This is a genomic window from Rhizobium sp. Root274 (assembly GCF_001429245.1).
GTDB lineage: Bacteria > Pseudomonadota > Alphaproteobacteria > Rhizobiales > Rhizobiaceae > Allorhizobium.
The window spans coordinates 39632-65637 of record NZ_LMJE01000010.1 but is presented as its reverse complement, the minus strand read 5'-3'; the positions used below and the strand labels follow the sequence as shown (position 1 = coordinate 65637).

At 61.0% G+C, this 26006-nt stretch carries 24 protein-coding genes; 6 read left to right on the top strand and 18 right to left on the bottom strand.

Going from position 1 to position 26006, the window contains the following annotated elements:
• Positions 1-56: 56 nt before the first annotated feature.
• Positions 57-1052, bottom strand: a complete 996-nt coding sequence (rhaS, locus tag ASE36_RS20070) for a rhamnose ABC transporter substrate-binding protein (RefSeq protein ID WP_062284099.1) — start codon at positions 1050-1052, stop codon at positions 57-59.
• A 52-nt stretch (positions 1053-1104) separates the two neighbouring features.
• Complete coding sequence (locus ASE36_RS20065) at positions 1105-1917, bottom strand: DeoR/GlpR family DNA-binding transcription regulator (protein WP_062284096.1); 813 nt, start codon at positions 1915-1917, stop codon at positions 1105-1107.
• A gap of 202 nt (positions 1918-2119) precedes the next feature.
• Here ASE36_RS20065 and ASE36_RS20060 point away from each other — a divergent pair, with 202 nt between their 5' ends.
• The gene (locus tag ASE36_RS20060; RefSeq protein WP_062284092.1) at positions 2120-4216 is read left to right on the top strand and encodes a bifunctional rhamnulose-1-phosphate aldolase/short-chain dehydrogenase; all 2097 of its coding nucleotides are present in this window, start codon (positions 2120-2122) and stop codon (positions 4214-4216) included.
• A 39-nt stretch (positions 4217-4255) separates the two neighbouring features.
• Here ASE36_RS20060 and ASE36_RS22320 read toward each other — a convergent pair whose 3' ends face one another.
• On the bottom strand, positions 4256-4414 hold the full coding sequence (locus ASE36_RS22320; protein WP_082511264.1) for a YqaE/Pmp3 family membrane protein: 159 nt from the start codon (positions 4412-4414) through the stop codon (positions 4256-4258).
• A 75-nt stretch (positions 4415-4489) separates the two neighbouring features.
• Between ASE36_RS22320 and rhaI the strand changes: the two genes are divergently transcribed.
• On the top strand, positions 4490-5782 hold the full coding sequence (rhaI, locus tag ASE36_RS20055; RefSeq protein WP_062284283.1) for an L-rhamnose catabolism isomerase: 1293 nt from the start codon (positions 4490-4492) through the stop codon (positions 5780-5782).
• A gap of 85 nt (positions 5783-5867) precedes the next feature.
• Here rhaI and ASE36_RS20050 read toward each other — a convergent pair whose 3' ends face one another.
• From ASE36_RS20050 to ASE36_RS22665, 8 genes are all read right to left on the bottom strand, one after another.
• On the bottom strand, positions 5868-6587 hold the full coding sequence (locus ASE36_RS20050) for a Bax inhibitor-1/YccA family protein (RefSeq protein WP_062284088.1): 720 nt from the start codon (positions 6585-6587) through the stop codon (positions 5868-5870).
• Positions 6588-6609: 22 nt separating this feature from the next.
• Positions 6610-7383: an anti-sigma factor family protein gene (locus ASE36_RS20045; protein ID WP_062284084.1), complete on the bottom strand. Its 774-nt coding sequence runs from the start codon at positions 7381-7383 to the stop codon at positions 6610-6612.
• Entirely contained in the window at positions 7370-7915 is a 546-nt protein-coding gene (locus ASE36_RS20040) for a sigma-70 family RNA polymerase sigma factor (RefSeq protein ID WP_062284081.1), read from the bottom strand. The genes ASE36_RS20045 and ASE36_RS20040 overlap by 14 nt, the downstream gene beginning before the upstream one ends.
• 53 nt (positions 7916-7968) lie before the next feature.
• Entirely contained in the window at positions 7969-8592 is a 624-nt protein-coding gene (locus ASE36_RS20035; RefSeq protein ID WP_062284077.1) for an exopolysaccharide biosynthesis protein, read from the bottom strand.
• A 95-nt stretch (positions 8593-8687) separates the two neighbouring features.
• Positions 8688-8960 (bottom strand): hypothetical protein, encoded by a 273-nt coding sequence (locus tag ASE36_RS20030; protein WP_082511249.1) that lies wholly within the window; start codon positions 8958-8960, stop codon positions 8688-8690.
• 4 nt (positions 8961-8964) lie between these two features.
• Complete coding sequence (locus ASE36_RS22315; RefSeq protein WP_082511247.1) at positions 8965-9153, bottom strand: hypothetical protein; 189 nt, start codon at positions 9151-9153, stop codon at positions 8965-8967.
• Positions 9154-9162: 9 nt separating this feature from the next.
• Complete coding sequence (locus ASE36_RS20025; RefSeq protein WP_062284071.1) at positions 9163-9345, bottom strand: hypothetical protein; 183 nt, start codon at positions 9343-9345, stop codon at positions 9163-9165.
• A gap of 32 nt (positions 9346-9377) precedes the next feature.
• The gene (locus ASE36_RS22665) at positions 9378-9533 is read right to left on the bottom strand and encodes a hypothetical protein (protein ID WP_156378720.1); all 156 of its coding nucleotides are present in this window, start codon (positions 9531-9533) and stop codon (positions 9378-9380) included.
• Between the two features lie 129 nt (positions 9534-9662).
• Between ASE36_RS22665 and ASE36_RS20020 the strand changes: the two genes are divergently transcribed.
• Positions 9663-9845 carry a hypothetical protein gene (locus tag ASE36_RS20020; protein ID WP_062284068.1) on the top strand — a complete coding sequence of 61 codons (183 nt, stop codon included), beginning with the start codon at positions 9663-9665 and terminating at the stop codon, positions 9843-9845.
• A 74-nt stretch (positions 9846-9919) separates the two neighbouring features.
• On the opposite strand, the gene ASE36_RS20015 is transcribed toward ASE36_RS20020, so the two are convergent.
• Positions 9920-11023: a DUF475 domain-containing protein gene (locus tag ASE36_RS20015; protein ID WP_062284065.1), complete on the bottom strand. Its 1104-nt coding sequence runs from the start codon at positions 11021-11023 to the stop codon at positions 9920-9922.
• Between the two features lie 357 nt (positions 11024-11380).
• On the opposite strand from ASE36_RS20015, the gene ASE36_RS20010 reads away from it, so the two are divergent.
• Positions 11381-11809 (top strand): DUF1810 domain-containing protein, encoded by a 429-nt coding sequence (locus ASE36_RS20010; protein WP_062284062.1) that lies wholly within the window; start codon positions 11381-11383, stop codon positions 11807-11809.
• On the opposite strand, the gene ASE36_RS20005 is transcribed toward ASE36_RS20010, so the two are convergent.
• From ASE36_RS20005 to ASE36_RS19985, 5 genes are all read right to left on the bottom strand, one after another.
• Entirely contained in the window at positions 11784-12221 is a 438-nt protein-coding gene (locus tag ASE36_RS20005) for an OsmC family protein (RefSeq protein WP_062284059.1), read from the bottom strand. The two genes, ASE36_RS20010 and ASE36_RS20005, sit on opposite strands and share 26 nt — an antisense overlap.
• A gap of 61 nt (positions 12222-12282) precedes the next feature.
• A complete protein-coding gene (locus ASE36_RS20000) occupies positions 12283-12684 on the bottom strand; it encodes a hypothetical protein (protein WP_062284056.1) in 402 nt (133 codons plus the stop codon).
• A gap of 69 nt (positions 12685-12753) precedes the next feature.
• The gene (gene pbpC / locus ASE36_RS19995; RefSeq protein ID WP_062284053.1) at positions 12754-14841 is read right to left on the bottom strand and encodes a penicillin-binding protein 1C; all 2088 of its coding nucleotides are present in this window, start codon (positions 14839-14841) and stop codon (positions 12754-12756) included.
• Positions 14841-20285, bottom strand: a complete 5445-nt coding sequence (locus tag ASE36_RS19990; RefSeq protein WP_062284050.1) for an alpha-2-macroglobulin family protein — start codon at positions 20283-20285, stop codon at positions 14841-14843. The genes pbpC and ASE36_RS19990 overlap by 1 nt, the downstream gene beginning before the upstream one ends.
• A 129-nt stretch (positions 20286-20414) precedes the next feature.
• A complete protein-coding gene (locus ASE36_RS19985; RefSeq protein WP_062284046.1) occupies positions 20415-21341 on the bottom strand; it encodes a LysR family transcriptional regulator in 927 nt (308 codons plus the stop codon).
• A 110-nt stretch (positions 21342-21451) separates the two neighbouring features.
• Here ASE36_RS19985 and ASE36_RS19980 point away from each other — a divergent pair, with 110 nt between their 5' ends.
• Both ASE36_RS19980 and ASE36_RS19975 read left to right on the top strand, forming a co-directional pair.
• Positions 21452-22630 (top strand): acyl-CoA dehydrogenase, encoded by a 1179-nt coding sequence (locus ASE36_RS19980; RefSeq protein WP_413813673.1) that lies wholly within the window; start codon positions 21452-21454, stop codon positions 22628-22630.
• Between the two features lie 227 nt (positions 22631-22857).
• Positions 22858-23871, top strand: a complete 1014-nt coding sequence (locus ASE36_RS19975; protein WP_062284042.1) for a PAS domain-containing protein — start codon at positions 22858-22860, stop codon at positions 23869-23871.
• An 8-nt stretch (positions 23872-23879) separates the two neighbouring features.
• Here the strand turns inward: ASE36_RS19975 and glgX are convergent, their stop codons facing one another.
• On the bottom strand, positions 23880-25958 hold the full coding sequence (gene glgX, locus ASE36_RS19970) for a glycogen debranching protein GlgX (RefSeq protein ID WP_062284038.1): 2079 nt from the start codon (positions 25956-25958) through the stop codon (positions 23880-23882).
• Positions 25959-26006 lie beyond the last annotated feature (48 nt).

Below are 26006 nucleotides of genomic sequence, written 5' to 3'. Positions count from 1 at the left end.
CCGAAATGAAATGAAGTCCCCGGCGACTCGTGCCGCCGGGGGAGAGATGTCCTGGATCAGAAGATCTTGGAGAACTCTTCGATGTTCGACTTGTCGTAGACGAAGGGGTCGGCCATGGCAGCTTCGCCACCGTCACCCACCTTGATCTTGCCCATGCGGCCAGCTTCGATTTCCGAACCGGGTGCGGCATCCGTTTCGCCCTTGACGAGGCGATAGGCGATCTGGGTTGCCGAGTAACCAAGGTCGATCGGGTTCCAGATGGCAAATTCCTTCGTTGCACCCGACTGGATGGCGCCTGCCATTTCAGAGGGGAGGCCGAGGCCGGTGACGTAGACGTCGCCGATCTTGCCGGCATCCTTGACGGCCTGGGAAGCTGCGAGAACGCCGACGGTGGTCGGAGCGACGATGACCTTGACGTTGGTCTGCGAGGTCAGGAGGCCGTTGGCTTCGCGGTAGCTCTTGTCGGCCAGGTCGTCACCATAGACTGTCGTGACGAGGTTCAGGCCGGGGAAGTCCGTCAGTTGCTTCTTCATTTCCTCGATCCAAATGTTCTGATTGGTCGAGGTGGTGGTGGCGGACAGGATGGCGAAGTCACCCTTGCCGTCAGGCAGGTGGTCCGCAGCAAGCTGCAGGCACATCTTACCGATCAGGGCGTTGGACGAGGGGTTGAGATGCATGATGCGGCCTTCGGGGGCGACGCCCGAATCCCAGGAGATGACCTTGATGCCGCGGTCCATAGCCTTCTTCAGGGCCGGGACGACTGCATCTGGATCATTCGCCGAGATCGCGATGGCGTCGACCCCCTGGGCGATCAGCGAGTTGATGACTTCGATCTGGCCTTCAGCCGTGGTCGAGGTCGGGCCGGTGTAGATCACTTCCACGCCGCCGAGTTCCTTGGCGGCTTCCTGCGCACCCTTGTTGGCGGCTTCGAAGAAGCCGATGCCGAGCGACTTGACCACGAGCGCGATCTTCATGTCGGCGGCCTGTGCGGCAGTGCCCATGGTCGCGAGCGCGATAGCGGCGCCGGCCAGCAAGATTTTCGTCAGTTTCATGTTTTCCTCCCAGGTTGATGAACTGTGTATCCCTCCCTCCCGGCCGCCTCCTCTAGGCGACCGACGAGGTATCCTCCCTTGCCGATGAAGCCAGTGGCTTCACGGTTATGAGCTTTACGCCGGCGTCGGTGACCATGGCGGCCGCCTCGTCGGAAATTCCGTCGTCCGTGATGATCGTCGAGACCTTGTCGAGCGCGCACAGGATCAGACTGGAGCGTTTGGCGAACTTGCTGGAGTCGACCATCACGATCAGTTCTTCTGCCTGACGCACCAGCTTCTGTTCGCTCTGGATCACCAGTGCATCCGATTCCATCACGCCGAGTGCGTTGATGCCCTGCGCGCCGATGAAGATGCGCTGTGCATAGAAGTTGCGGATCGCGTCGTTCTCGAAGGGCGAGAGGATCAGGCTCTGGTCGCGATAGATCGCGCCGCCGGGGATCGACACCGTGCATTTCGAGTGTTTCACCAGATGCTCGGCGATCGCGAAAGAATTCGTCATGACCTGCAGGCGGCGGGCCGACATGAAATGCACCATCTGGAAGGTCGTGGTGCCGCCATTGATGATGACGGAATCGCCTTCCGCGCACATCTCGACGGCGGCGCGCGCAATTGCGCGTTTCTTGTCGATGTTGACCGATTCGGAGACGCGAAATGGGCGGGCAGCCAAGTTGCCAAGCTGTGGCGGGTGCACCGCCTCGGCGCCGCCGCGCACTCGGCGCAGCTTTCCCTGGACGTGGAGCGATGCAATGTCACGCCGGATCGTGGCCTCGGAAGCCTCCGTCAATTCGGCAATATCCTGAACTGTGACCACAGGCTTTTCCTGGATCGCGCTCAAGATAATGCGATGGCGTTCACGTTCGTGCATGGCTTCCTCCCTGAGGCTGATTTATTCGCAATGTTTTTACGATGTCAATCACAAACGATCAAAATAGATAATATTGCACCGCAACATGAAAAGATATGATCGAAACTGATTGACAATTGGCGAGGGCATGCGCGATACCTGCCAACAACAAGGAGACGGGTCGTCGGAGCGCGGACCGTGAGTCAATACCAGGGAGGATGTCATGTCGGGCCAAACCAGCCTTCTCGAAAGCCGTTGGGACGATGCTTATGCGGCCAAGCTCGATGAGCCAGGCAAACTACTCTACCGGTCGAACCTGCTGGGTGCCGACAAGCGCATCACGAATTACGGCGGCGGCAATACCTCTGCCAAAGTGATGGAAATCGATCCGCTCACGGGTGAGCAGATCAAGGTGCTGTGGGTGAAAGGGTCGGGCGGCGATGTCGGCACGATCAAGCTCGACGGTTTCGCCACGCTTTACCAGTACAAGCTGGATGCCCTGAAGGGCATCTACAAGGGTGTGCATGACGAGGACCGCATGGTCGGCTTTCTGCCGCATTGCACCTTCAACCTCAATCCGCGTGCCGCCTCAATTGATACGCCCTTGCACGGGTTCGTGCCGTTCACGCATGTCGATCACATGCATCCGGACGCGATCATTGCGATTGCGGCTTCGAAGAACTCAAAGGAGCTGACGCAAACGATCTTCGGCTCGGAGATTGGCTGGCTGCCCTGGCGCCGCCCCGGCTTCCAGCTGGGTCTGGATCTCGAGGCCTTCGTCAAAGCAAACCCCACGGCCAAGGGCGTCGTGCTGGAAAGCCACGGCCTTTTCACCTGGGCCGATGATGCCAAGGACTGCTATCTGCTGACACTCGAGATCATCAACAAGGCGATTTCCTGGTTTGCCAAGGAGACGGCGGGCAAGACCATTTTCGGCGGTGCCTTGGTCCACAGCCTGCCAGCGGACGAGCGTCGTGCGATCGTGGCACGGCTGATGCCGGAGATCCGCGGCCGCATCGGCAAGGCGGAACGCAAGCTTGGGCATTTCGATGACCAGGATGCGGTACTCGAATTCGTCAATTCCAAGGACCTGCGTTCGCTCGGTGCGCTCGGCACGTCGTGCCCTGATCATTTCCTGCGGACCAAGATCCGCCCGCTGATCGTCGACTTCGATCCGGCGAATCCGGATGTGGACGGTGTCCTGGCAGGTCTCGACGCCGCACTCGAGGCCTACCGCGTTGACTACACGCGCTACTACGAAGCTTGCCGTCACGACAACTCGCCCAAGATCCGCGATCCCAATCCGGTGATTTTCCTGGTGCCGGGCGTCGGCATGCTGTCCTTTGCCAAGGACAAGGCGACGGCCCGCATCGCCGGTGAGTTCTACGTCAACGCAATCAACGTGATGAAGGGCGCCTCGACGGTTTCCGAGTATCAGGGCCTGCCGGAGCAGGAAGCCTTCGACATTGAATACTGGCTGCTCGAAGAGGCCAAGCTGCAGCGTATGCCGAAGCCGAAGAGCCTGGCCGGGCGCGTGGCTTTCGTCACTGGCGGTGCTGGTGGAATTGGTCGCGCGACGGCGGAACGGCTGCTCGCCGAAGGCGCATGCGTGGTGCTGGCGGACATCGATGCGAGCGCTCTTGAGCAGACTTCGACAGACTTCGGCAAGCGCCATGGCGGCGATGTCGTGCGTTCATGCCAACTCGACGTGACGCGCGAGGATGCCGTGATCAAGGCGTTTTCGGAAGCCTGCGTCGAGTTCGGCGGTGTCGATATCCTGGTGTCGAATGCCGGTATCGCGTCCTCGGCTCCGGTCGAAGAGACGACGCTTGCTATGTGGGACAAGAATATCAGCATTCTCGCCACGGGTTATTTTCTGGTGTCGCGTGAAGCCTTCCGGCTGTTCCGCCGGCAGAAGCTTGGCGGGAACGTCGTCTTCGTCGCCTCGAAGAACGGACTGGCATCCTCGCCGAATGCGTCCGCCTATTGCACTGCCAAGGCGGCCGAGATCCATCTCGCCCGTTGCCTGGCGCTCGAAGGGGCGGACGAAGGAATTCGGGTCAACACCGTCAATCCAGATGCGGTCCTGCGCGGATCGAAAATCTGGAATGGCGAATGGCGCGAACAACGCGCGGCGTCCTCGAAGATCGAAGTGGACGATCTCGAAGAGCATTACCGCAAGCGTTCGATGCTGAAGCTGAATGTTTTCCCGGAAGACATTGCGGAGGCGATATACTTCCTCGCCTCCGACCTCTCGGCCAAGTCTACCGGCAACATCATCAATGTGGATGCCGGGAACGCTCAGAGCTTTACCCGCTGATCTCCCAAGCCGCTGCGGCGCGAATGCCGCAGCGGGATCCTATTTGCGCACGATCACCCAGATGGCGTGTATGATACCGGGGATGTAGCCGAACAGGGTGAGCAGAATATTCAGCCAGAAGTGCAGGCCGATGCCGACCTGGAGGAAAACGCCGAGCGGCGGCAGGAGAATGGCAATCAGAATGCGAAGAACGTCCATGATAACTCCGGTTGTCATTGGGTTTGCAGATAAACGCGCTTGGAACATAATCGTTCGCGCGAGGTGGAGGAAAAGATGAGCAATATCAGGATTGCAGCCGGTATCGTCGCTGCCGAGAACGACCGGCGTGCGGCAGCGCTTGATGCCGATTATGCGGCGCTGGGCGAGAAGCTCGCGCGGGGCGGCGTCGACATCGGTGCGATCACCGACAAGGTGTCGGAGTTCTTCGTCGCCGTCCCGTCCTGGGGTGTTGGCACAGGCGGTACGCGCTTTGCACGTTTCCCGGGGCAGGGCGAACCACGGCACATCTTCGACAAGCTCGATGATTGCGGTGTGATCCAGCAGTTGACGCGCGCGACGCCGACGGTCTCGCTGCATATACCTTGGGACAAGGCCGATCCGAATGAACTCAAGGCAAAGGCCGAAACGCTCGGTCTCGGCTTTGATGCGATGAACTCCAATACGTTTTCGGATGCGGCTGACCAGGCGCATTCTTACAAATACGGTTCGCTGAGCCATGTCGACGCGGCGACGCGGGCGCAAGCTGTCGACCACAACATCGAATGTATCGAACTGGGTGCCGCTCTTGGCTCGAAAGCGCTGACCGTCTGGGTCGGAGACGGCTCCAACTTCCCAGGCCAGACCAATTTCACCAAGAGCTTCGAGCGTTACCTCGCCGCCATGGCGGAGATCTACAAGGCGCTGCCGGAAGACTGGCGGCTGTTCTCCGAGCACAAGATGTACGAGCCGGCCTTCTATTCGACGGTGGTGCAGGACTGGGGCACGAACTATCTCATCGCCCAGACGCTGGGCCCGAAGGCGCAGTGCCTTGTCGACCTTGGGCATCATGCTCCGAATACGAATATCGAGATGATCGTCGCGCGTCTGATCCAGTTCGGCAAGCTCGGTGGCTTCCACTTCAACGATAGCAAATATGGCGACGATGATCTCGATGCGGGCTCGATCGAGCCCTACCGTCTCTTCCTGGTGTTCAATGAACTGGTCGATGCCGAGTACCGTGGGGTGAAGGGTTTCCACCCCGCGCACATGATCGATCAGAGCCACAACGTGACCGATCCGATCGAAAGCCTGATCTCCAGCGCCAATGAGATCCGTCGTGCTTACGCTCAGGCGCTGCTGGTCGATCGCGCCGCCCTTTCCGGTTATCAGGATGGCAATGATGCGCTGATGGCAACCGAGACGCTGAAGCGCGCCTACCGCACCGATGTCGAGCCGATCCTGGCGGAAGCCCGCCGCCGCGCGGGCGGTGCCATCGATCCAGTGGCAACCTATCGGGCCAGCGGTTATCGCGCCAAGGTTTCGGCGGAACGTCCGGCGGTCAAGGGCGGCTCGGGCGGCATCGTCTGAGACAAGGCCACCGACCTGAATATAAAACGCCCGGGGGAAAACCCGGGCGTTTCCTGTTGGAGCGGTCTCCCGACGCAATGTTATCTTATTCTTCGCGCTGACCGGTCAGGCTCAGCAGCAGCTGGAACAGGTTGACGAAGTTCAGGTAGAGCGAGAGTGCGCCGAAGACGGCGAGCTTCTGCTGGCTTTCCTGATCCATGTTCTCAGCATACTGCTCCTTGATGTTCTGCGTGTCCCAGGCGGTGAGGCCGACGAAGACGAAGACGCCGATCACGGAGATCGCGAACTGCAGGGCGCTCGATCCCATGAAGATGTTGACGACAGACGCGATCACGACGCCGATCAGACCCATCATCAGGAACGAACCGAACTTCGACAAGTCACGCTTCGTTGTGTAGCCGTAGAGGCTCATCGCACCGAACATGGTGGCTGTTATGAAGAAGGTGCGTGCGATCGATGTCCCGGTGAAGACCAGAAAGACCGATGCGAGCGACAGGCCCATCACGGCGCAGAAGGCCCAGAAGGCGATCTGTGCGGTCGAGGCCGACATGGTCTGGATGCGGAACGAGAAGAAGAAGACGAAGGCGAGCGGCGCCAGCATCACCACCCACTTCAGCGGGGTCTGGAAGATCGGCACGTAGAGCGCCGGCGTCTGGCTGACGACGAAGGCGACGATGCCGGTGATCACAAGGCCGAGGCCCATATAGTTGTAGACGCGCAGCATGTGCTGGCGAAGGCCTTCGTCAAAAAGTGCCGCGGACTGGGCCTGAGCCCCGTAGCCGAAGCGGTTCTGGATGGGATCCATGGATCTTTCCTCCTTGCTTGGATCAGTAAAGGGTACGGGCAAGCTGGCGCGCCTGTTCGGCCAGCCTTTCCGGATTGGTGGTTTCTGAAATCAGCGCATAAGCGACGTCGCCGATCTGCCAGTAGGCGGCCTGCGTGTCGCCGTCCTGCTTCACCAGGACCTGCTGCACCGAAAAGCTTCCGGGGCGCACGGCAAAGAGCGATAGCCGCTTGCCGGCTTCCGGCTCGACTTCGAGCTCGACGCTCGGGCCGTAGGCCGAGGGGAAGATCTGGGCATCGCGGATCGCCCACACCTCAGGCATCTCGGGCAGCACAATGGCGGTCGCCGAGCGGATCTCGGCAGCGTTGAAGATGCGGGTTTCGGTTTGAGACTTCATCTGTCCGCGCAGTTCCGCCGTCTGGTGGGCGCGGATGGCTTCCTCTACGAATTGCGGCGGTGGTACGGAGGCGACGACTTCACCGACGCCGCCCGGCGCGATCCAGCCATGGGCTGCCCATCCGGCGCCGACCAGCACGAGAATGGCCGCAGCGCGGCGGACGAATTCGAGGGTCCGCCGGCCGTTGAGCGCATTCTCCAGCCGCCGGGCGACCTCGCGCGTTTCCTGCCGTGCCGTGATCGGCAGGCCGGCCAGTGCCAGCCGAAGTTCATCGCGAACGCGTAGATCGGCCATTACCTTTGCAGCGGTGACGGGGTTTTCCGACAGATAGGCCTCGACCTCGATCCGGCGGGCGACGTCGAGCTGATCATCGACATAGGCATGCAGGTCCGCTTCGAGTACGGGATCATTGCTGGTCATCGGGAGATCCTCCAACGATTCGGAGATGGGGTACCGGGCCTTCCACATCGCCGCGCTCCATGGCGCGCAACCGCGCCCGGGCCCTTGAGATGCGGGACATCAGTGTCCCCACGGGAATTTTCAGCACATCGGCAGCTTCCTGATAGGACAGCTCCTCGATGGCCACGAGATGAAGCGCCTCGCGCTGGTCTTCCGGCAAAGCGAGAAATGCGTCACGAATCTGGGCGAGGCGCACCGAGTGTTCCTGGCCTGCGGGTGTGACGAGGTCAGTGAGTTCAGCTGCCGCCGCATGCCTGCGATCGCTCGCACGGTCGCTGCGGAGCCGGTCGATATGGGTGTTGTGCAGGATCGACATCAGCCAGGTGAGCAGGCTGCCGCTGCTGCGGAAGGTCGACTTGCGCTCCAGCGCGCGGACGAGAGCGTCATGCACGAGGTCTTCCGCCTCGTCTGGATTGCGGACGAGCGAACGGGCGTAGCGTCGCAGAGCTGCAAGCTGGCCAATCACGTTGAACGGGTTCGCTTTCGTCGTCATGCCCCATATACGGAGCAGGCCCGGGGTTTATTCCACAGGTCGGCGAAATATTTTCACGGTGTGATTAGCCAGCCCACGCCCTGCATGGCAGCGAAGACAAGGCCGGCGGAAGCTATGAGCGCAATCACTGCGAGAGCGAGCCCCATCATGATCACCAGTCCGTCCCGCTCGATAAGCCCAAGTGCGATCATTACGAGTGCCCCAACTGGCAGGAAATTGCCGAAGGGAATGGGCAAAGCAACCGTAATGGCAAGGAGGAGGACCGGAACTCCGAGGAGGGCCTGCGCACGTGGTCCGGCCAGGTGCCGCATGCGGTTGCGCTTCAGAAATGCCTCAATACGGGTGACGAGCGGAGCGGTGTAGCGGAGGATGAGCGCGATCGTTTCTGCGGACACCCGGCGTCGACCAAGGAAGGAGGGGAGCCAGATGCGGCGATAGCCTGCAAGGATCTGTAGCGAGACCAGAGCAAGGCAGGAGCCGAAGACAAAGCCGAAGGGTCCCGGTATCGGTGTCAGTGCCGGAAGGGCGAGAATGAGGATTGCGAAGGCAATGCTGGCACGGCCCATCGTGGAGAGCAACTCGTCGAAGCTGACGGAGCCGGCTGCCGTAGCGTGCTCGCTGAGGCGGCGCAGCCGCTGCGTTGCTTCACCCGGCTCGGGAGATGCACTCTCGTTCATCCGACTTTCACCTCCTGGCGTAGAGCCTAACTCTCCCCGATGTAGGTGCCGCTTCTGGCGAGGCAAGCCCGCCACGCTCCACCACAGAAGGAAGCTCAGGTGCCGAGGGCGACGCGGCGGGCAAGGGCCCGGAATGTTTCGGCCTCACCCTTTCCTGCAAGAGCAAGAAGCTCGATCGGGAAGAGAACGGCCTTCCTGTTGGCATCGGGCAGAGGTGAGGATCTGAAATCCACCTCGGCCTGCTCTCGCGCCTGGGCCATGGCCGCATCGAGGTCTTCCTGCGACAGGACCCCTCTGGTGATCATTTGACGGACCAGTGCCGATAGCGCGAGATAGAGGCCTTCTAACTGCGGGTTTGCAGTGTTCATGGTGTCACTTTCGCTGTGCATCATGGGTATGGTGACTGTCCCTTTCGCCACCACCGCCGGATACGTCACTTTTCGCCTTGGCATCCGATTTTTCCGGCGGCTTCTCCACCTTCTTCGGTGCCTTGGCGTTCTCGTGTGATGCGCCCGGCCCGCCCTGCCGGATAGTCTCGGGGCTCTTCGTTGATGTGGACATGGCGGCCTCCTAGCGGTCCTGCTGGTATCCCTGATGCGTGGTGTTCAGCTTGCTGTTGCCGTGCTGACCCAGTTTATCGGGGTCCTTCTCGGGGCTGAAATGCCTGTCATCGGTCTGGCGTTCTGCGCCTGTTTCGCCGGTGCCCTTGTGGCTTCGGTTGTCTTCCGGGACGGGGGGAAGTCTGCTGTTCATGGCATGCTCCTTCTCTCTTGACCAATTGCGCGTCAGTCGATGCGTCTCTTCGGGTCCAGCTCGACCCCTTGTTCGGTCGGTTCGGCCTCGTCTTCGAGTTTGTCATCCTGACGTTCCAGTTCGCGGTCGATCGTCGTGCGATCACCTTCGGGAGGGTCCGACTGCAGGCGGTGGTTTTCGGTGGTCATGATCTGTCTCCTCGCAATGATGATCATGGCAACCCAACATGCATTTTGGCTCGCGGTTCCCGAAAAGATCGCAGAAGCGGAACCCTTTCGACCTCACGTCTGTTTCCATCCGCAGCAATGGAGGTGTCGATGAACACGATGAACGCGGCTGAACACGAGAAACGCGGCTCTGACGAGAAGGGGTCTACGGCGAAAGATCTGCCGGCGGCAGGCCCGCACGACAAGCCGGAACTGCAGGATCAGATGAAGACGCCGGGTGCAGGCTCGCTGCCGAAGACGGGGTCGCAAGATACCGATGTCGGTCCCGACTGACGGCATATGATGCGCGCTAAAACGACAAAGGCCGACGGTTTCCCGTCGGCCTTTGTCATTGATGAAGAACGAAATCAGATATTTTCAGCTACGCTTTCGCGAGCGGCGCGTTCTTCTTCCTCGCGCTCCTGCCTGTTGTAGCGGATCGACGACCAGAGCGAGATGCCGATGAGGGTCGCGCCGCCGAGACCGGTGATGACTTCCGGAATGTGCACCAGGGTCTGGACATACATGATCACCGACAGGATCAGGATGGCGTAGAAGGCGCCGTGTTCGAGATAACGATATTCGGCGAGGGTGCCCTTTTCGACCAGCATGATGGTCATCGAGCGGACATACATGGCGCCAATGCCAAGGCCGATCGCGATCACAAAGAGGTTCTGGGTCAGCGCAAAGGCGCCGATGACGCCGTCGAAAGAGAAACTGGCGTCCAGCACTTCGAGATAAATGAAGGCGCCGAGACCCCCCTTGGCCGCTTCGCTCATGGTCTTCTGCGAGGCGTCCAAAAGTCCACCCAAGACCTCGACGGCCAGGAAGGTCACGAGGCCGTAGATCGCCGAATAGACGAAGGTCGTCGCCTCCTCACCGTCGAGAAGGTTCGAGAAAAGCAGGATGAGCAACAGGACGACCGCGATCTCGATGCCCTTGATCGAGGCCGAGCGGGCCATGTTCTTCTCAAGAATTTCGATCCAGTGGACGTCTTTCTCATGGTCGAAGAAATAGGTCAGGCCCACCATCATCAGGAAGGTGCCGCCAAAGGCTGCAATGGGTAGATGCGCCTCGTTCATGATACGCGCATATTCTGCCGGTTCGCGGGCGGCGAGCACGATGGCGTCGATCGGGCCGATCTTTGCTGCGATCACGACAATCAGCAGCGGGAAGATGATGCGCATGCCGAAGACGGCAATGATAATCCCCCAGGTCAGGAAGCGTTGCTGCCAGACGGGGGTCATGTCCTTCAGCTTGTTCGCATTGACGATCGCATTGTCGAAAGACAGTGAGATCTCCAGAACCGCGAGCACGCTGCAGATGAAGAAGACGGTCGCCATGCCGCCGATGGTTCCGGTCATCTGCCAGCCGAGGAGGCCGCCGAGGATGAGGCCGATGATGGTCACGATGAAAGCCCAGCGGAAATAGCCGAGAGTGGTCTGGGCGCCTGTTGCTGTTGATGTCGTCACGACTGGGCCTCCATCATCGGGAGGTATGAATTGAGCATGCGACGCGTTCTGCACGCCTTCGCATGAAGCATGATCCGAATAGTCATTGTGTTCTGAATCCGCCGGCTGACGATTGCTGGCGGTACCGACATCACGAGAGCGCCGTAAACTCTCGCCAGAGGGGCCCGGCACCAGGTTCGATCGCACGTCTTAACGTTGCGTCACGCCTTGTTCTCACTGAAGCTCACGAAAAGGTCAAGACGTGTGAAGGCGTCTTGCGGAAATGGTGTCTCTCATCCGGATTTCAAGCCGTGAGTCTTTGCGAGAACTGAACGGCTGCTGCCGCGTTACCCTGAGAGGATTGAGAGGATATCAAATATGGATGTTTGGGATGCTGACCGTTTCCTGCAGGCTCAGGAACCGATTTTTGCGAGCGCGATCGCCGAGCTTCGACGCGGCCGCAAAGAGAGCCACTGGATGTGGTTCATCTTCCCGCAGCTGCGTGATCTCGGCCATTCAGCCACGGCGCGTCACTATGGACTTGCCGGCACAGAGGAGGCTCGAATGTATCTTGCGCATCCGATCCTGGGTCCACGCCTGGTGCAGGCGACTGAGGCGGTGCTCGCCACTCTGGACCGTTCGCTCCACGAGATCTTCGGGTCGCCCGACGATCTGAAATTTTGCTCCTGCATGACCCTGTTTTCGCTAGTGGTCGAGGACCAGCGGGCCTATCCTTTTGCACAGGCGATCGAGCGGTTTTGTCAGGGGGAACCCGATCGCCTTACCCTTGATCTGGTTGCGGCCTAGACGAGTCGATCATGATTTGAGGCCTTACGGCCAAGGTGTTGCTGACGGTGCAGATCTCTTCCGCGCGGTGACCGACCTCAAGCTGCTCTTTGGCAGTCAGGCTCCCCTCGAATTGGAAGACAACGGTAAGGGCCGCGAAGCGCGAAGGACCTTCGTCGGCTTTTTCGCCAGTTGCTTCGACCCGCAAACCTGACATCCGCTCGGCGAGCCCCAGATCCCGTGCCGCGATCCTCGCGCTCATGCTCATGCAGGCTGCTAAAGACGCAAGCAAAAGGTCGAGCGGATTGAAGCCGGGTTCGGAGGCGCCGGTGACGATGTCTATCGTGCCTCCTGTCGCCGAACGGATCTGCGGGTAACCGCGCCTTCCAAGCGTTGCCGTCGCGCCCAGGGGGCGCGTGCGCAAATCAGCCATCTACTGCTCCTTCATTGTTCGAAGGAGGATAGATTTTCGGTCGGATCGAGGCAAGCAGTCGTCAGATGTCGCGGCCAATGCGGGCGGTGCCGGTATCGCCGTTGTCGCGCGTCCATTTGAGCTGTTTGTCGTTGATGCGCTGCAGCTCGAAGCACATCGGCTGGCCCTTGTACCAGCTGGTAAACTGCTGGCAGAGCCGGTCACCCTTGATCCACCAGCGACCGGTGTCATTCGGCTTGGCAAAGCGACCGAGGCCCAGGGCTTCGCCCGAACCGTCGACCTGGCCATTTTTTCTATAGTTCAAGGGAAACTCGCCGCCCAAGGGTACGGCAAGATAGACGCGCTTGCCGATGATATCCTCCTGGATATCGCTCGCGGTGAAACGTTCGTTGGCGAAGGCCGTCGCGAAGCTCAAGGCGAGGGTCGTCAGCGTCATCAGTCCGGTTGTGAGGCTGGAATGCATGGCGTGGTTCTCCGAACGAGTGTCTTTCCGTTTGATTACGGATCGACCGTTCCGACGGATCACGTCGGCTCACTCCCGAATGAAGACATTCACCGAGGCTGCGCGTCCGTCGGCATCGATCACTGTCAAGGTGGCCTGGCCCTGGCCGAGCGGGTGCCATTCGCCGCTTCGCCGACGGGTGGAGTCGGTCATCGGCTTTCCGTCCACCAACCAGCGGAAGGGCGCCCGGCCTGCCTGCATTTTCATGACCAGTGGAAGCGGCGTGCCGGCGGCATCCCGGCCAAGCTCCAGCTGAGCGCCTTCCGGCGGGTAGACTATCTGCGGCGGTTTCTCGCGGGCAGACGCGGAAACGAGGCCGTTCGTACTGATCGAGAAGCGCCTGAGGCCAACCGGAAGATCGTTTGCTCCAAGATGCGTGGCGCCCGCGGGGGGGCGGGGGAGCGCGGTGCCCGCCAGGCCAGACTTGGCAAAGGCCGAAAACAGCACCGGCGCTGCTGTCTTGTAGCCCGCAATCCCCGGCACGGCCGCATTATCCGGTCGCCCGATCCAGACACCGAGGACATAGCGGCCGTCATAGCCGACCGACCAGGCATCGCGGTAGCCATAGCTCGTGCCGGTCTTGTAGGCGATGCCGGCCGGAGGGCTGCCAGCGGGCGGCTGTACCGCACCGAGGATGTCAGCCACGGCCCAGGCGGCGGCAGGTTCCAGCAGGGGCTGGTCGTCGATGAGGCCGGGTTTCTCCCTGACGCCGTCGCCGAGCCTGACAGGCTGTTCGCGATTGGCGAGGCCGGCATAGAGTTGCACCAGCCCTTTTAGGGTCACACCGGCGCCGCCGAGTGCAATGGCGAGGCCCGGCACTTCGTTGGGCGGCAGTTTCAAGGTAACGTCTGCCCGGCGCAGGCGGACCATCAGGCGGGACGGGCCGACGCTGTCGAGCAGCCGAACAGCCGGTACGTTGAGCGACAATTGCAGCGCCTGGCGGATGCTGACATCGCCCTGATAATGCATGTCGAAATTCTTCGGGCGATAGCCGAAGAAATCGGCCGGCCGGTCCTCGACAATGGTTTCCTGGGCGACAAGCCCCAGTTCGAATGCGAGGCCATAGATGAAAGGCTTGAGTGTCGAACCGGGCGAGCGCTCGGCACGGGTCATGTCGATCCAGCCCGATCGGCTGGCGTCAAAATAGTCGGCAGCGCCGACTTCAGCGACAATCTCGCCGGTGGTGGCTTCGGCCATGATCAGGGCGAGAGAGACCTTGGGGTCCAATTTCCGAGCCGTCTCGGCGGCGAGTGTTTCGAGCTTTTCCTGTACGGGACGGAGAAGGGTGGTCTGGTGACGTTCGGCGGTCGGGTCCGCCCGTCTCGCTGCCTCGGCCAGATGCGGGGCGAGGGCGGGAAGCTGGCGCCGTGCCCGCGGCAGATCCGCGTTCAAGGCGAAGGCGACCTCTGAAGGTTCAATGATCTTGGCCTCTTCAGCGCGTTCCAGCACACGTTTGCGGGCCTCAAGGGCGTTATCAGCGAAGCGATCTGGGCGCCGTTTTTCCGGGAGTTGCGGCAGGGCGACGAGCAATGCTGCCTCCGCCGTCGTCAGCCGCTTCGGTTCCTTGCCGAACCAGGCGAGACTTGCGGCTCTCACGCCTTCCAGATTGCCGCCATAAGGGGCATGGGTGAGATAAAGGTCGAGAATTTCGCTTTTCGACAGGCGCCGTTCCAGCTGCAGGGCGCGCGCGATCTGGATGAGTTTAGCGGTCAGTGACCGCTCGCGCCTGGGTTCAATCAGGCGTGCGACCTGCATCGAGAGGGTGGAGGCGCCCGAGACGATGCGGCCGTTGGTGATGAATTGCCAGGCCGCACGCCCCAAAGCGAGCACGTCGACACCTGCGTGCTGATCGAAGCGGCGGTCCTCATAGGCGACCAGCATGCGGATCAGGGCGGGATCGACATCGTCGGCCGTGGTCTTCAATCGCCAGAGGCCCTCGCGGGTCGCGAAGGCCCTGAGCAGTTGTCCGTCGCGGTCGAGGATTTCCGTGGACACGGATCGGGCTGCCTCGATCGGGGGCGGGAAGTGCTTGTCGGCCCAGTCGAGGGCAAACAGGGAAAGCCCCGTCACGGCAATGCCTGCGGCAAAGACGATCAGGGGCTTTCGAAAGCGGACCATCAGGGGGCTGCCGAGACCGTCATGCCACCGGCTGCCGTCCTTGCGGAGAGCTGCGGGCGATACATGTCTTCGACGGCGGCTGCCGGCAGATCATAGGTACCCGGGGTTACCGCACGCACCACATAGGCCAGCGTAATTGTGCCATCCTCGCCTTCGGCCCGGTTCACGGCCGCGACGAAGCGATCGTTGCGGAATTCGAGATGGGCAACTTCCGTCTCACCGATCCAGTCGAAGTTGGTGAGGGCTGCGCTGTCCACCAGGCTCGGATTGTCGATCTCGAAGCCAGCCGGGAGCAGATCCGTGATCAGCAGTTGTGCCGGCCAGGCGTCCGCCTCGGTCACTTGCAGCACGACAACATATCGTTCGTTCTGCATGGCTTCCGTTATGTTCGCCTCTTCGCCGTCCAGCGTGTAGTAGGTCCGGCTGATCTCGAAGCCTTCGCCGCCGGCTGTCGGAGGTTCAACCGGAGCGGCGACCGTGGTGATCGCCGCACTCACCGGCTCGCTGCCCTTATTGGTGAGGGTGACCGGCGTCTGCAACAAGGCATCGCCGGGGATGGTTGCGGCATAGGCTCCTGTGCGCTCGGCGCCGTTGACGTCGATCTGCAAGCCGGAATCGTCTCGCTGCAAGGCACGGGCTGCGAGAAGCATCCAGGTTTGCTCCTGCGTGCTCAGCGTCTGCTTTGCCTTCCATTCTTCCTTGACGATCTTGGAAAGGACCGGGACGACGGGCGGCATGGGTCGGCTTTCGGCGGCCAGCGCCAGTACGCCCGCAGCGTCACGCAGCGACGAACCATAATCCGAGCGGCTGAAGCTGACCGGCGTCAGACGGGCCTGTTCCGACATGCCCGACGCGTCGGCGAAGACCATGTTGGCGCGTTGAGAGTCGCCGTAGAGGGAGAGGGCTGCAGCCAGATGTGCCTTGGACAGAGGTGTCGGGAAGTCACCCAGCATGGTGTCCGCATAGTAGCGCAGGTCGCTGAGCGAGGCCTTGCGGCTGCGCGCCAGGACGTAGAGCGAATAGGCGATCTCGTTGCCGCGCGTGCGGATGTCATTGTCATAGGCAATGCGGTTCTGCAGGTTCTGCAGCGCCTGTACGAGCGCCTCTTCCGGCACGTCGAACTTGCGCTCGCGAGCCCGGGTGAGGAAATCGGTGACATAAGCATCGAGCCACAGGCTTTCGGAGCCTGGAGCCCAGAGGCCAAAGGAGCCACTGGAGGACTGGTAGGACAGGACACGGAAGATGGCATCCTGGACCCGCTTGGCGATTTCTGGGTCCTCCGGCAGGCCGGAGATTTTCGCGAGTTCGTCGAAGTAGAGGAGCGGAAGAGCGCGGCTGGTCGTCTGCTCGGCGCAGCCATAGGGGTAGCGGTCGAGCGCCATCAGCAGCGCGGGGACGTCGAGGCCATCGGCCCGAGTCACGTTCAGACTGACCGAGGCGCCTTCCAGCAGGCTGTCGGCGAGCAGGTTGCCGTCCACCGTGAGGCTCTTGCCGGGTCCCACGGCGATTACCTGGCGCTGAGTGATCGGCAGGGTCGAGGGGCGCACGGGCAGGTCCAGCGACTGGCTGATGGCAATACCGCCGGCTCCTGTAAGCGCGATGTCGATCGAGCCTTGTCCGGGCTTGTCCGCCTTGAGCGGCAGGGTCAGTGTCGTGGTCTTGCCCGAAGCGAGCGTGACTTCGTTGGATGTATTCCCTCCCACGGTCACGGGCCCGTTGCCGGTGGCCACCACAGTGTACGTGCCATCGGGTGCGTCTGTCGCCGCGATGTCGAGCCTCAGGCTGCTCTCGTCCCCCGGAGCGAGGAATTTCGGCAGGCTGGCCGTGACAACGACCGGATCACGAATGATGACGTCGGCCTGTGCATGGCCAACCCCGGTCTTCGACCAGGCGTGGACCATGACCCGGGCAGTGCCATTGAACTGCGGGATGTCGAAGGACACGGTTGCCTTGCCTTCGGCGTCGAGCTTCACCGGACCGGAGAAGAAGGCGACAAGCTTTTCCTTGGGCGGATTGCCCTGCAGAGCCACTTCGCCGCCGTCACCCCCGGTACGCAGTGTGCCGGTTGCGCCCAGCGAGCCGTCGATCAAACGGCCATAGAGGTCGCGCAGTTCAAGGCCCAGGCGGCGCTGGCCGAAATAGTAGGTTTCGGGATCGGCGGCCTCATAGCGGGTGAGGTTCAGGATGCCGACATCGACGGCTGCAACGGTGACGTAAGTTTCCTCGCCGATGCCGGCTCCGGCGACCTCGATCGGGATTTCCAGCGGCTGCCGCGGAAGGATCTTTTCGGGTGTTGCGATTTTTACCGCCAGCTTGTCGGCGCCCGGATCGACGGCAAGCCATGTCACGCCGATTGCCCGCGCAGGCATGCGGTTTTTCTGTGCGTTACCCGGGCGAAACAAGGTGGCGGTGACATAGGCACCGGCACCAAAATCGGCAGTGACGGGAAGGTCGATCTCGGCACCTGCCGCCGGCACGTCCGCGACCTGTGATGTGATCAGGGCGTCCGTTCCGACCGTGACGAGAACCTTGCCTTCAAAGCGAGGCGAGATCTTGAGATGGGCCGTGTCGCCAATATTATAGGTCGCCTTGTCGAGGCCGACCTGCAGCGCATCCGGCGTTTCGGTCGAGCTTGCCGAGACGAACCAGCCCGCGTCGAAGTCGACGCTGGAGACGGAGCCGCCCTGTTCCACTTCAAGGCGGTGGCTGCCCCAGGTGACAGGGACGGAGAGCGGCGTTCCCTCGGATTTAATGTCGATCGTGCCGTCGGCGACGGGCTTGGTGGTGGTTATCGGCTCATAGCGCCAGGAAGACCCTTCGCGGTACCACTGGTAGTTCCGCTCCAGCTTGACCAGTTTCCACTTCGCCGCTGGCAAATCCTGCTTCGCCGCGTCCGGACCGATGGCGATCAGGTTGAAGGTGGCATTGCTGTTTTCAGCGACGTCCCCCTCGAATTCCGGCTTGATGCCGATGACAGGGCCTTCCGGAGTAACCGGCAATGTCAGCTTCCGTTCGATTGCCCGGCCACCGCCTTCGCGCAGGCGCAAGACGACATCAGCATTCAGCAAGCGCGTCGTGGAGGGCAAATCGGTAATCGCGACATCGACGCTGGTCTTGCCATCTTCATCGAGCGCATCGAGTGCTTCGAAGGGGACCCGGACGCCTTCGACGTCTTCCTCGTCGGAGAGGCCGAAGCTGTAGCGGGGGTAATCCGGATGGCTGCTTGTGGGCGTGACAACCAGTTCGCCTTCAAGCGACAGGCCCGCCGCCGGCGCGCCATAGAGATAGCGGCCCTCAACGTTGACCGTCGCATTTCCATCCGGCGACAGCGCGGTCGCGTCGCTTGCCAGCGTCATATCCAGGCGGTCCGGGACGAAATCATCAACCAGGAAGGAGGATTGGGCGATCGCCGGCTTCTTCGGATCGGTGTGGATTGCGACGCTCCAGGTTCCGCGCATGGAATTTGCGAGCAGAGGCAGATCGATGGCGTATCCGCCGAGGCTTTCGCTGGAGACCGCCATGCGCCGATACTCGACGCCGTCAGGGCGCAGGAAAATGAAGGTCAGCGGCAGGCCGCTGATGGCATCGGCTTCGGTGTCGCGGGCGAGTGCTGCTACATGGACGGTTTCGCCGGGGCGGTAAATGCCGCGCTCGGTCCAGGAGAGAACATCGACCGGGCCCGGTGCCGGGCGACCGGTGACGCCGCGATCGGAGAGGTCGAAGCCGGCGCGGGTCATGTCGAGGAAGACATTGTCGTCGTTGCTGGTATGGGCGGCAATGACGGCCGGGGCCATGGCGGCACTCGCCTTCAGAAGGCCGGCATCGAAGCGGGCCTGACCTTTGGCGTCTGTCTTTGCCGTCGCCAGGATCTCGTTGTTCTTCGCCAGCAGTTGTAGCTCAACGCCTTCCAGCGGGGCTGCTGTTGCCAGTGACCGGGCAAAGACATGTAGGCCATCGGTGCCGGCAAAGGTCGAGAGGCCGATATCGGAGACGACGAACCACTGGGTGGCGCGGCTGTCCCAGCTTTCGGCGGTGCTGTTGGCGGCGACGGCGGTCAGCACATAGATCCCGGGCTTGCGGGTCGGCAGCGCCTGATCCAGCGGGATGCTGGTGACGACTTCCTCGTTCAGCTTGTTGGCGATCTCGACCGTACCCTGCCAGACCAGCTCGCCGATCTCGTCTTCGACGCGGCTCGCGGTGTAGCCGTCGAGCTGGGTGAGGAACTGGGAAGCAGCGAGGAGGGGCGCAATGTTGCGGTCGCCTATGCGATAAAGAGCGAGCTTGGCGTTATCCGAATTGATCGATACCAGCGGAATGCCCTGACGGGCGGTGGACGGCAGAACGAAGCTGTCTCCGGTGAAGCGGACCGTGGACGACCGGTCGCGGACATAGACTTCGAGTTCGACCGGGGCTTCCAGATTTTCCTCGACGGAGGACGGCAGGCCAGCGCGGATGGCGAGCCGATAGCGACCGCCATGCTCAAGTCCTTCGACGCAGATCTGGTTGTTCTTGGCTTCGACGGCTTTTGGCGGCTTGCCGTCGAGGGTCACATACTGGGCGTAGTCGACGCCGCGCTTGATCAGCTGTTCGGAAAACTCGACGCAGGCGCGCGGCGATGCGGAGTCGGAATCGACTGTGTTGCTGACGATGCGAAAGCCCTGGCGGGACCGGAGATCCTCAAAGGCTGCGCGCACCTGGGCATTGGCCGATAGTTCGAGGCTTGCCTTGTAGGCGTTTAACGCGGCGCGGTAGTTTTCGCTCTTTTCGAGGGCAAGGGCGAGTGTGGCCAGAGCATCGGCGCGGGTCGCTGCACCCCTCGTCAGGCCGTAGCCATTGATCGCTGCCATCGCCGCTTCGTTGGCATAGGTGTAATTGTTGGAGACGGTATTGGCGACGCGGGCCAGCTCCAGCCAAGTGTCGGTGTCATCCGGGTCGATCGCCAGGGCACCTTTGAGCGCTGCCATCGCCACGTCGACATTGCTTCCGGCGATGGCCTCGCGTGCTTCGTCGATCAAAGTCTGGCGCCCTGCGCCTTCACGGTCGGGCGGCAGGGTCAGGCTGTCGCGCTGGTTCCGCGCGTCCGTCTTCAGCTGTTCGGAAATGAAGGTGAGTGGTGCAGGCGCGCCGATATCGTCTTCGGCAGCAGCCTCGACAATTCGGCCCGCGACGGCACCGACAAAGCTGTTCATCTGATTGTAGTCGGACTTCAGGAAGCACCACTTCACCTTCGGATTATAGGTGAAGGCACGGCAGGAACCGTCGGCGATGCAACTCGCCTCGCACTCGTCTTGGGATACGTTCTTCTCGGTTCGCAGGTCGAAGCCGAAGTAGTCAGCGTCATCGACCGTAACCACTGTGCGGCTGTCCTGAGCCGTTGCCGGAATCCCCACAGCAAAGAGTGACAAGGTCATTGCAAAAATGACCGACAGACGGCGCGTAGACATAGCTTTCTCCCCGGAGGCCGATTTCAGTTTCAGCCTTGTCGAAGATACTTTTGGATCATGTCAGTGGCTTGTCAATCGGCAGCCGACACAGTCTGGGCATATCCGCAAAGTCAGTACCACAAGGTCTCTTCAGACCCGCGATCCCATGCGTGCGGCGCCACTGAAGTCGCGGGCCTGATCGATGATCCAGGCGGCAAAAGCGCTGGCGGGACCATAAGCCATGCGCGAGAGTGGGCGCACGAGGTAGTAGGCGCTGGCGCTCTTTACCTCGTGGTCGAAGGCGCGCACCAACTGGCCGCTCGCGAGTTCCGGCTCAATCAGGAATGTCGGCACCAGCGCTATGCCGAGGCCGGCGAGGCAGGCTTGCACGACGTTGGAGAATTGTTCGAAGCGCATGCCGCCGCCATGGCCTTCCTGCATGCCGAGCGAGGCGAACCACTGCTCCCAGGCTCTCGGGCGCGAGGCCATGTCAAAGAGCGGTATTGAAAGCAGATCTTCCGGGCGCCCCACAGGGTTTTCCGCGAGAAAGGCGGGACTGCAAACGGGGGCGACCATCTCATGCATCAGGAACTGGCAATCGGTCCCCGGCCAATTCGGCTCGCCGATATGAATTGCAGCGTCGATCCCCGATCCCTCGAAATCGAACTGGCCGATGCGGGTGGCGAAATCGATGATGACGGCGGGGTTGCGGGCCAGAAAATCCGGCATGCGCGGCATAAGCCAGCGTGTCCCGAAAGTTGGCAGGATAGCCAGCCTCAGATGGGTATCATCGCGCGTTGCCATCGCCTCAAGGGAAAGAGTTCGGATGGTCGCCAGCGCGTCACCGATGCCCTTCGCATAGGTCCGGCCGATTGCCGTTAGTTCCACGCCGCGATTGGTGCGCTCGAACAATTTGACGCCCAGTTGGTCCTCCAGAAGGCCGATCTGACGGCTGATGGCGCCTTGGGTGAGGGCCAGTTCATTGGCGGCCGCTGAGAAGCTGCCGAGTTTTGCGACGGAATCGAAGGCAGCGAGGGCGCTGGTCGAGGGCAGGAAGCGGCGTTGATGTGTGAGCATCCGTCATGACTAGACCTAATAGCAACATGAGTAAACATGGCTTGTTTAATGGTTCGATATGAGCAATCTGTGAGCGACAATCAAAAACGGATGCGATGATCATGAGCGAGATGAAGCCCTTTTCCTGGAGTGACCCTTTCCTGATGTCTGAAATCCTCAGCGAGGACGAGCGGATGATCCAGGACGCTGCCGCGGCCTTTGCCAAGGCTGAACTCGCGCCGCGGGTGTCAGACGCCTATCTCGGTGAAACCGTCGAGCCAGAGCTCTTTCGCCTGATGGGGCAGGCTGGTTTGCTTGGCGTGACGCTGCCCGAGAAATACGGCGCGGCTGACGCGAACTACGTGTCCTACGGGCTGGTTGCGCGGGAAATCGAGCGGGTCGATTCCGGTTACCGCTCCATGATGAGCGTGCAGTCGTCGCTGGTCATCTATCCGATCTATGCCTATGGCTCCGATGAGCAGAAGGACAAGTATCTGCCGGGCCTCGTGTCCGGCGAACTCATCGGCTGCTTCGGGCTGACAGAGCCGGATGCAGGCTCCGATCCGGGCGGCATGAAGACGCGTGCCGAGAAGATTGAAGGCGGCTATCGCCTGCGCGGCTCAAAGATGTGGATTTCCAACGCACCAATCGCCGATGTCTTCGTTGTCTGGGCGAAATCCGAGGCCCATGGTGGTGAGATCCGGGGCTTCGTTCTCGAGAAGGGCATGAAGGGGCTGTCCGCGCCCAAGATCGGCGGCAAATTATCGCTGCGCGCCTCGGTCACTGGCGAAATCGTCATGGACGGTGTCGAAGTCGGCGAAGATGCGTTGCTACCGAATGTCTCGGGCCTCAAGGGGCCCTTCGGTTGCCTCAACCGCGCTCGCTACGGGATTTCCTGGGGTGTACTCGGGGCTGCGGAGGACTGCTGGCATCGCGCTCGTCAGTACGGTCTTGATCGCAAGCAGTTCGGCAAGCCGCTTGCGGGCACGCAGCTCTTCCAGAAGAAGCTCGCTGACATGCAGACTGAGATCTCGCTCGGCCTGCTGGCGTCGCTGCGGGTTGGTCGCCTGATGGATGAACATCAGTTCGCCCCGGAGATGATCTCGATCGTCAAGCGCAACAATTGCGGCAAGGCGCTCGACATCGCGCGGATGGCGCGTGACATGCATGGCGGCAATGGCATCCAGATCGAATACCACGTCATGCGTCATGCGCAGAACCTGGAGACCGTAAACACCTACGAGGGAACGCATGATGTGCATGCGCTGATCCTCGGCCGCGCCCAGACGGGCATTCAGGCCTTCTTCTAAAAAAAATCCTCGTCGACAGCCGCAATACCCTTCGAATTGAAGGGATGCGGCTGTCGCATTCCTGCGTCATACCTTTGGAATTATATCCGAATTTAAGCGTTTCTACACTTGTGATCTTGTAGTCTTCGTGCTCACAGCTACGCATGACATGGCGGGCCGATAGAGTATGATCCTGACGGTGGTCGGGGCGATGCTGCGGTATGATCGCCGGCAGTGGAGGAAATGGCATGTACGCCGTTACGGTTCTCAATACAGCAGCCCTCTCGGCATTCCGGGCGGAGCATCCCTGGCTGAATTTTCCGGAGTCCGTGACCGAAGTCAGCGTCTATTTCGATGACAATGGTGGGCCGACGCGCCTGACTGCGGTCAAGACCGATGCTCAAGGAGCGATGGCTCCCGTTGATGTCAACGCTTTTGGGGTCGACACCATCCTGGCCCTCGTGCGCTATGCGCCGCAGGGAACACCCGGCTACGAAGACTGTCCCGAGGAGGAGAGCGTCTGGGCTATCCTCGAAAACCTTCCCGTTTCCGATGGTTCACTCCCCATGGAGGATGTCGAGGCCGCGCGGTCGTCGCAGTTGCAGCAGGCCTACGAAATCCTGCGGGACGTCACGGTCGGAAAGCTCGGAGCAATTTTGTCGTCCACGGAGGAGAGCCGCGAGAGATCCCGTCTGGAGGCGTCGATCGCATCCCTTCCACGATCTCTGGACCAGGTGGATGACGCGCATAAGGCGCATTTTCTCGAAGTCGATCTTTGGCGGCTGGTTGCCGTCTTGCGTGATGAATTGGCGCTTCCTGCAGATTACGAAATCGCGGATGACGTTGAAGAACCTGGCTTTACTCGCGACGTGATCGAGCAGGCCGAAGCGACTGCGCTGTCGGGTCCCGTCATTCAAGCGCTGTTTGAGCTTTCGCCTGTCGCGTTTTCCATCTCCAGCATCGGCCAGCGGAATTCCCGTTACGTGCGGGTCAACCAGGCCTATCTGGACCTGATCGGGAAGAGCTGGGATGAAATCCGCGGAAGTGAGATGGTTGCGTCCGGCGTGGTCTCGGGGAACGAGGCGCGCGCGGAGCGGCTCCGCCTTCTTGATCGCGATGGCGGCTATAGCGGTCAGCGGGGCGAAATCCACGGTGCTGACGGGCAGGTCATCGAAGTAACGATTTCTGCTCGACGCATTTCTGTCGCCGGGCAGCTTTATGACTTCGAAGTCCTGACACGGGTTGATCAGCCCGCGTCTTAGCCGTCGACTCACGCTCTTCGGAACAGTGCGAAAGAGCGGGCCTCCATGAGGAAGTTTGTGGCTTCTGCAACTGTGTCGCCTGACCGATCAGGATCTGACGTGGTGAGCTCAAGCGTCCATTCCCCGCCCCCAGCTTGTGGGATGGTGAACTCCATTTCCTGATCGACCGGATTGAACAACATCAGCACCTCCTGCCAGACGCCGTTTTCCTGCTCGAGATCCTGACGTGAAAGTTTCAGAGCAAGGGGGTTCCCGTCCAGCCAATGTTCGGGCGCTTGCGCGCCGCCGGTCAGATTGTACCAGTCGATGATCATGCCATCGCGCCAGTTTTCACGACGCAGCAATGGCTGGTTGGCGCGCAAAGCGATCAGGCGTGTCGTAAAGGCGCGCAGATCCTCGCAGGACTGTGGCAGGTTCTCCCAGTGGAGCCAGCTGATCTCGCTGTCCTGGCAGTAGCCGTTGTTGTTCCCCATCTGCGAGCGACCGAATTCATCACCCGCGAGAAGCATCGGCGTGCCGTGGGAGAAGAAGAGCGTTGCGAGGAAGTTTCGCTTCTGTCGCTCGCGCAAGGCATTGATGCCCTCGTCGTCGGTGGGGCCCTCGTGGCCGTAATTGTGGCTGCGATTGTCGTTGTGACCGTCGTTGTTGTCCTCGCCATTCGCATCATTGTGCTTCTGATCGTAGGAAACGAGGTCGTTCAAAGTGAAGCCGTCATGGGCCGTGATGAAATTGACACTGGCCCAGGGACGTCGTCCGCGCGTGTCGTAGAGGTCACCGGAACCTAGTAGCCGGGCCGCGAAATCCTGGGCGCAGTTGTCGCCGTTCAGCCAGTATTCGCGGGTGGAGTCACGGTATTTGTCGTTCCACTCAGCCCAGCCTGGCGGGAAGCCGCCCACCTGATAGCCGCCGGGTCCGATATCCCAGGGTTCGCCGATCAGCTTGACGTTTGAGAGAGCGGGATCCTGCGTCACGGCGTCAAAGAAGCCGCCGCGCTCGTCAAAACCCTCAGGTTCACGCCCGAGGATGGTGCCAAGGTCAAAACGGAAGCCGTCGACATGCATTTCCTCTTTCCAGTAACGCAGGCTGTCCAGCACCATCTGCAGGACACGTGGATGGGACGTGTTGACGGTGTTTCCGGTGCCGGTATCGTTGATGTAATAGCGATGATTGTCGGGCATGGTCCGGTAGTAGGAGAAGTTGTCGATGCCCTTGAAAGAGAGCGTCGGACCCAGTTCGTTACCTTCGGCGGTGTGGTTGTAGACCACGTCCAGGATCACCTCGATCCCGGCGTCATGGAAGGCGCGAACCATGTCTCTGAAGCCTGCCATACCCTTCCGGCCATAATAGCGGTTGGCTGGAGAGAAGAAGCCAATGGTATTGTAGCCCCAGTAGTTGTGCAGGCCCTTGTCGAGCAGGTGGCTGTCATCGGGGAAGGCATGGATGGGCAGGAGCTCTACGGACGTAATCCCGAGGCTCTTGATATAGTCCACCGCTGCCTTGTGGCCGAGGCCTTCGAAGGTGCCACGAAGGTCTTCGGGAATAGCGGGGTTAAGCTGAGTAAAGCCTTTGACATGCGTCTCGTAAACAATCGTCTGCGCCCATGGCACGCCCGCGAAGTTGTTCGTCGACTGGTCAGCAAAGGGGTCGACCACACGGCACTTAGGTGTGTAGGACGCGCTGTCCAGATCGTTGAAAGTGAGATCTTTCTCTTCGCTGTCGAGATCGTAGCCAAAATGGGCCTTGTTCCAGTCGAAGTCGCCAACGAGTTCGCGCGCATAGGGGTCGAGCAGGAGCTTGTTGGGGTTGAAACGGTGGCCATTGGCCGGATCATAAGGCCCGTGAACCCGATAGCCGTAGAGCTGGCCCGATTTTACGTCCGGAAGATAAGCGTGCCAGACTTCATGGGTATATTCCGGCAACGTGATCCTCGCTGTCTCGATCTTGCCGCTGTCGTCGAACAGGCAAAGTTCCACTCGCTCTGCGTGAGCAGAGAACAAAGCGAAGTTCGTGCCTTTCCCGTCGAAATGGGCGCCCAAGCGGTGCCAGTCCCCGGCCTCAACGTGGAAGTGCTTGCTGTTCGTGTCCATGAAATCCTCGGTGCGTGCGTTACCCCCCGTAAAGCGGCGGCGGAGGTC

Coding starts and splice junctions, on each gene's coding strand:
- ASE36_RS22665 (WP_156378720.1), bottom strand. CDS start 9,533: ATGACCACCGAAAACCACCGCCTGCAGTCGGACCCTCCCGAAGGTGAT.
- ASE36_RS19980 (WP_413813673.1), top strand. CDS start 21,452: ATGAAGCCCTTTTCCTGGAGTGACCCTTTCCTGATGTCTGAAATCCTC.
- ASE36_RS19990 (WP_062284050.1), bottom strand. CDS start 20,285: ATGTCTACGCGCCGTCTGTCGGTCATTTTTGCAATGACCTTGTCACTC.
- rhaS (WP_062284099.1), bottom strand. CDS start 1,052: ATGAAACTGACGAAAATCTTGCTGGCCGGCGCCGCTATCGCGCTCGCG.
- ASE36_RS20065 (WP_062284096.1), bottom strand. CDS start 1,917: ATGCACGAACGTGAACGCCATCGCATTATCTTGAGCGCGATCCAGGAA.
- ASE36_RS20040 (WP_062284081.1), bottom strand. CDS start 7,915: ATGACGACGAAAGCGAACCCGTTCAACGTGATTGGCCAGCTTGCAGCT.
- ASE36_RS20060 (WP_062284092.1), top strand. CDS start 2,120: ATGTCGGGCCAAACCAGCCTTCTCGAAAGCCGTTGGGACGATGCTTAT.
- ASE36_RS20035 (WP_062284077.1), bottom strand. CDS start 8,592: ATGAACGAGAGTGCATCTCCCGAGCCGGGTGAAGCAACGCAGCGGCTG.
- ASE36_RS19985 (WP_062284046.1), bottom strand. CDS start 21,341: ATGCTCACACATCAACGCCGCTTCCTGCCCTCGACCAGCGCCCTCGCT.
- ASE36_RS20030 (WP_082511249.1), bottom strand. CDS start 8,960: ATGAACACTGCAAACCCGCAGTTAGAAGGCCTCTATCTCGCGCTATCG.
- ASE36_RS22320 (WP_082511264.1), bottom strand. CDS start 4,414: ATGGACGTTCTTCGCATTCTGATTGCCATTCTCCTGCCGCCGCTCGGC.
- rhaI (WP_062284283.1), top strand. CDS start 4,490: ATGAGCAATATCAGGATTGCAGCCGGTATCGTCGCTGCCGAGAACGAC.
- ASE36_RS20025 (WP_062284071.1), bottom strand. CDS start 9,345: ATGAACAGCAGACTTCCCCCCGTCCCGGAAGACAACCGAAGCCACAAG.
- ASE36_RS22315 (WP_082511247.1), bottom strand. CDS start 9,153: ATGTCCACATCAACGAAGAGCCCCGAGACTATCCGGCAGGGCGGGCCG.
- ASE36_RS20050 (WP_062284088.1), bottom strand. CDS start 6,587: ATGGATCCCATCCAGAACCGCTTCGGCTACGGGGCTCAGGCCCAGTCC.
- ASE36_RS20045 (WP_062284084.1), bottom strand. CDS start 7,383: ATGACCAGCAATGATCCCGTACTCGAAGCGGACCTGCATGCCTATGTC.
- ASE36_RS19975 (WP_062284042.1), top strand. CDS start 22,858: ATGTACGCCGTTACGGTTCTCAATACAGCAGCCCTCTCGGCATTCCGG.
- glgX (WP_062284038.1), bottom strand. CDS start 25,958: ATGGACACGAACAGCAAGCACTTCCACGTTGAGGCCGGGGACTGGCAC.
- pbpC (WP_062284053.1), bottom strand. CDS start 14,841: ATGGTCCGCTTTCGAAAGCCCCTGATCGTCTTTGCCGCAGGCATTGCC.
- ASE36_RS20010 (WP_062284062.1), top strand. CDS start 11,381: ATGGATGTTTGGGATGCTGACCGTTTCCTGCAGGCTCAGGAACCGATT.
- ASE36_RS20000 (WP_062284056.1), bottom strand. CDS start 12,684: ATGCATTCCAGCCTCACAACCGGACTGATGACGCTGACGACCCTCGCC.
- ASE36_RS20020 (WP_062284068.1), top strand. CDS start 9,663: ATGAACACGATGAACGCGGCTGAACACGAGAAACGCGGCTCTGACGAG.
- ASE36_RS20005 (WP_062284059.1), bottom strand. CDS start 12,221: ATGGCTGATTTGCGCACGCGCCCCCTGGGCGCGACGGCAACGCTTGGA.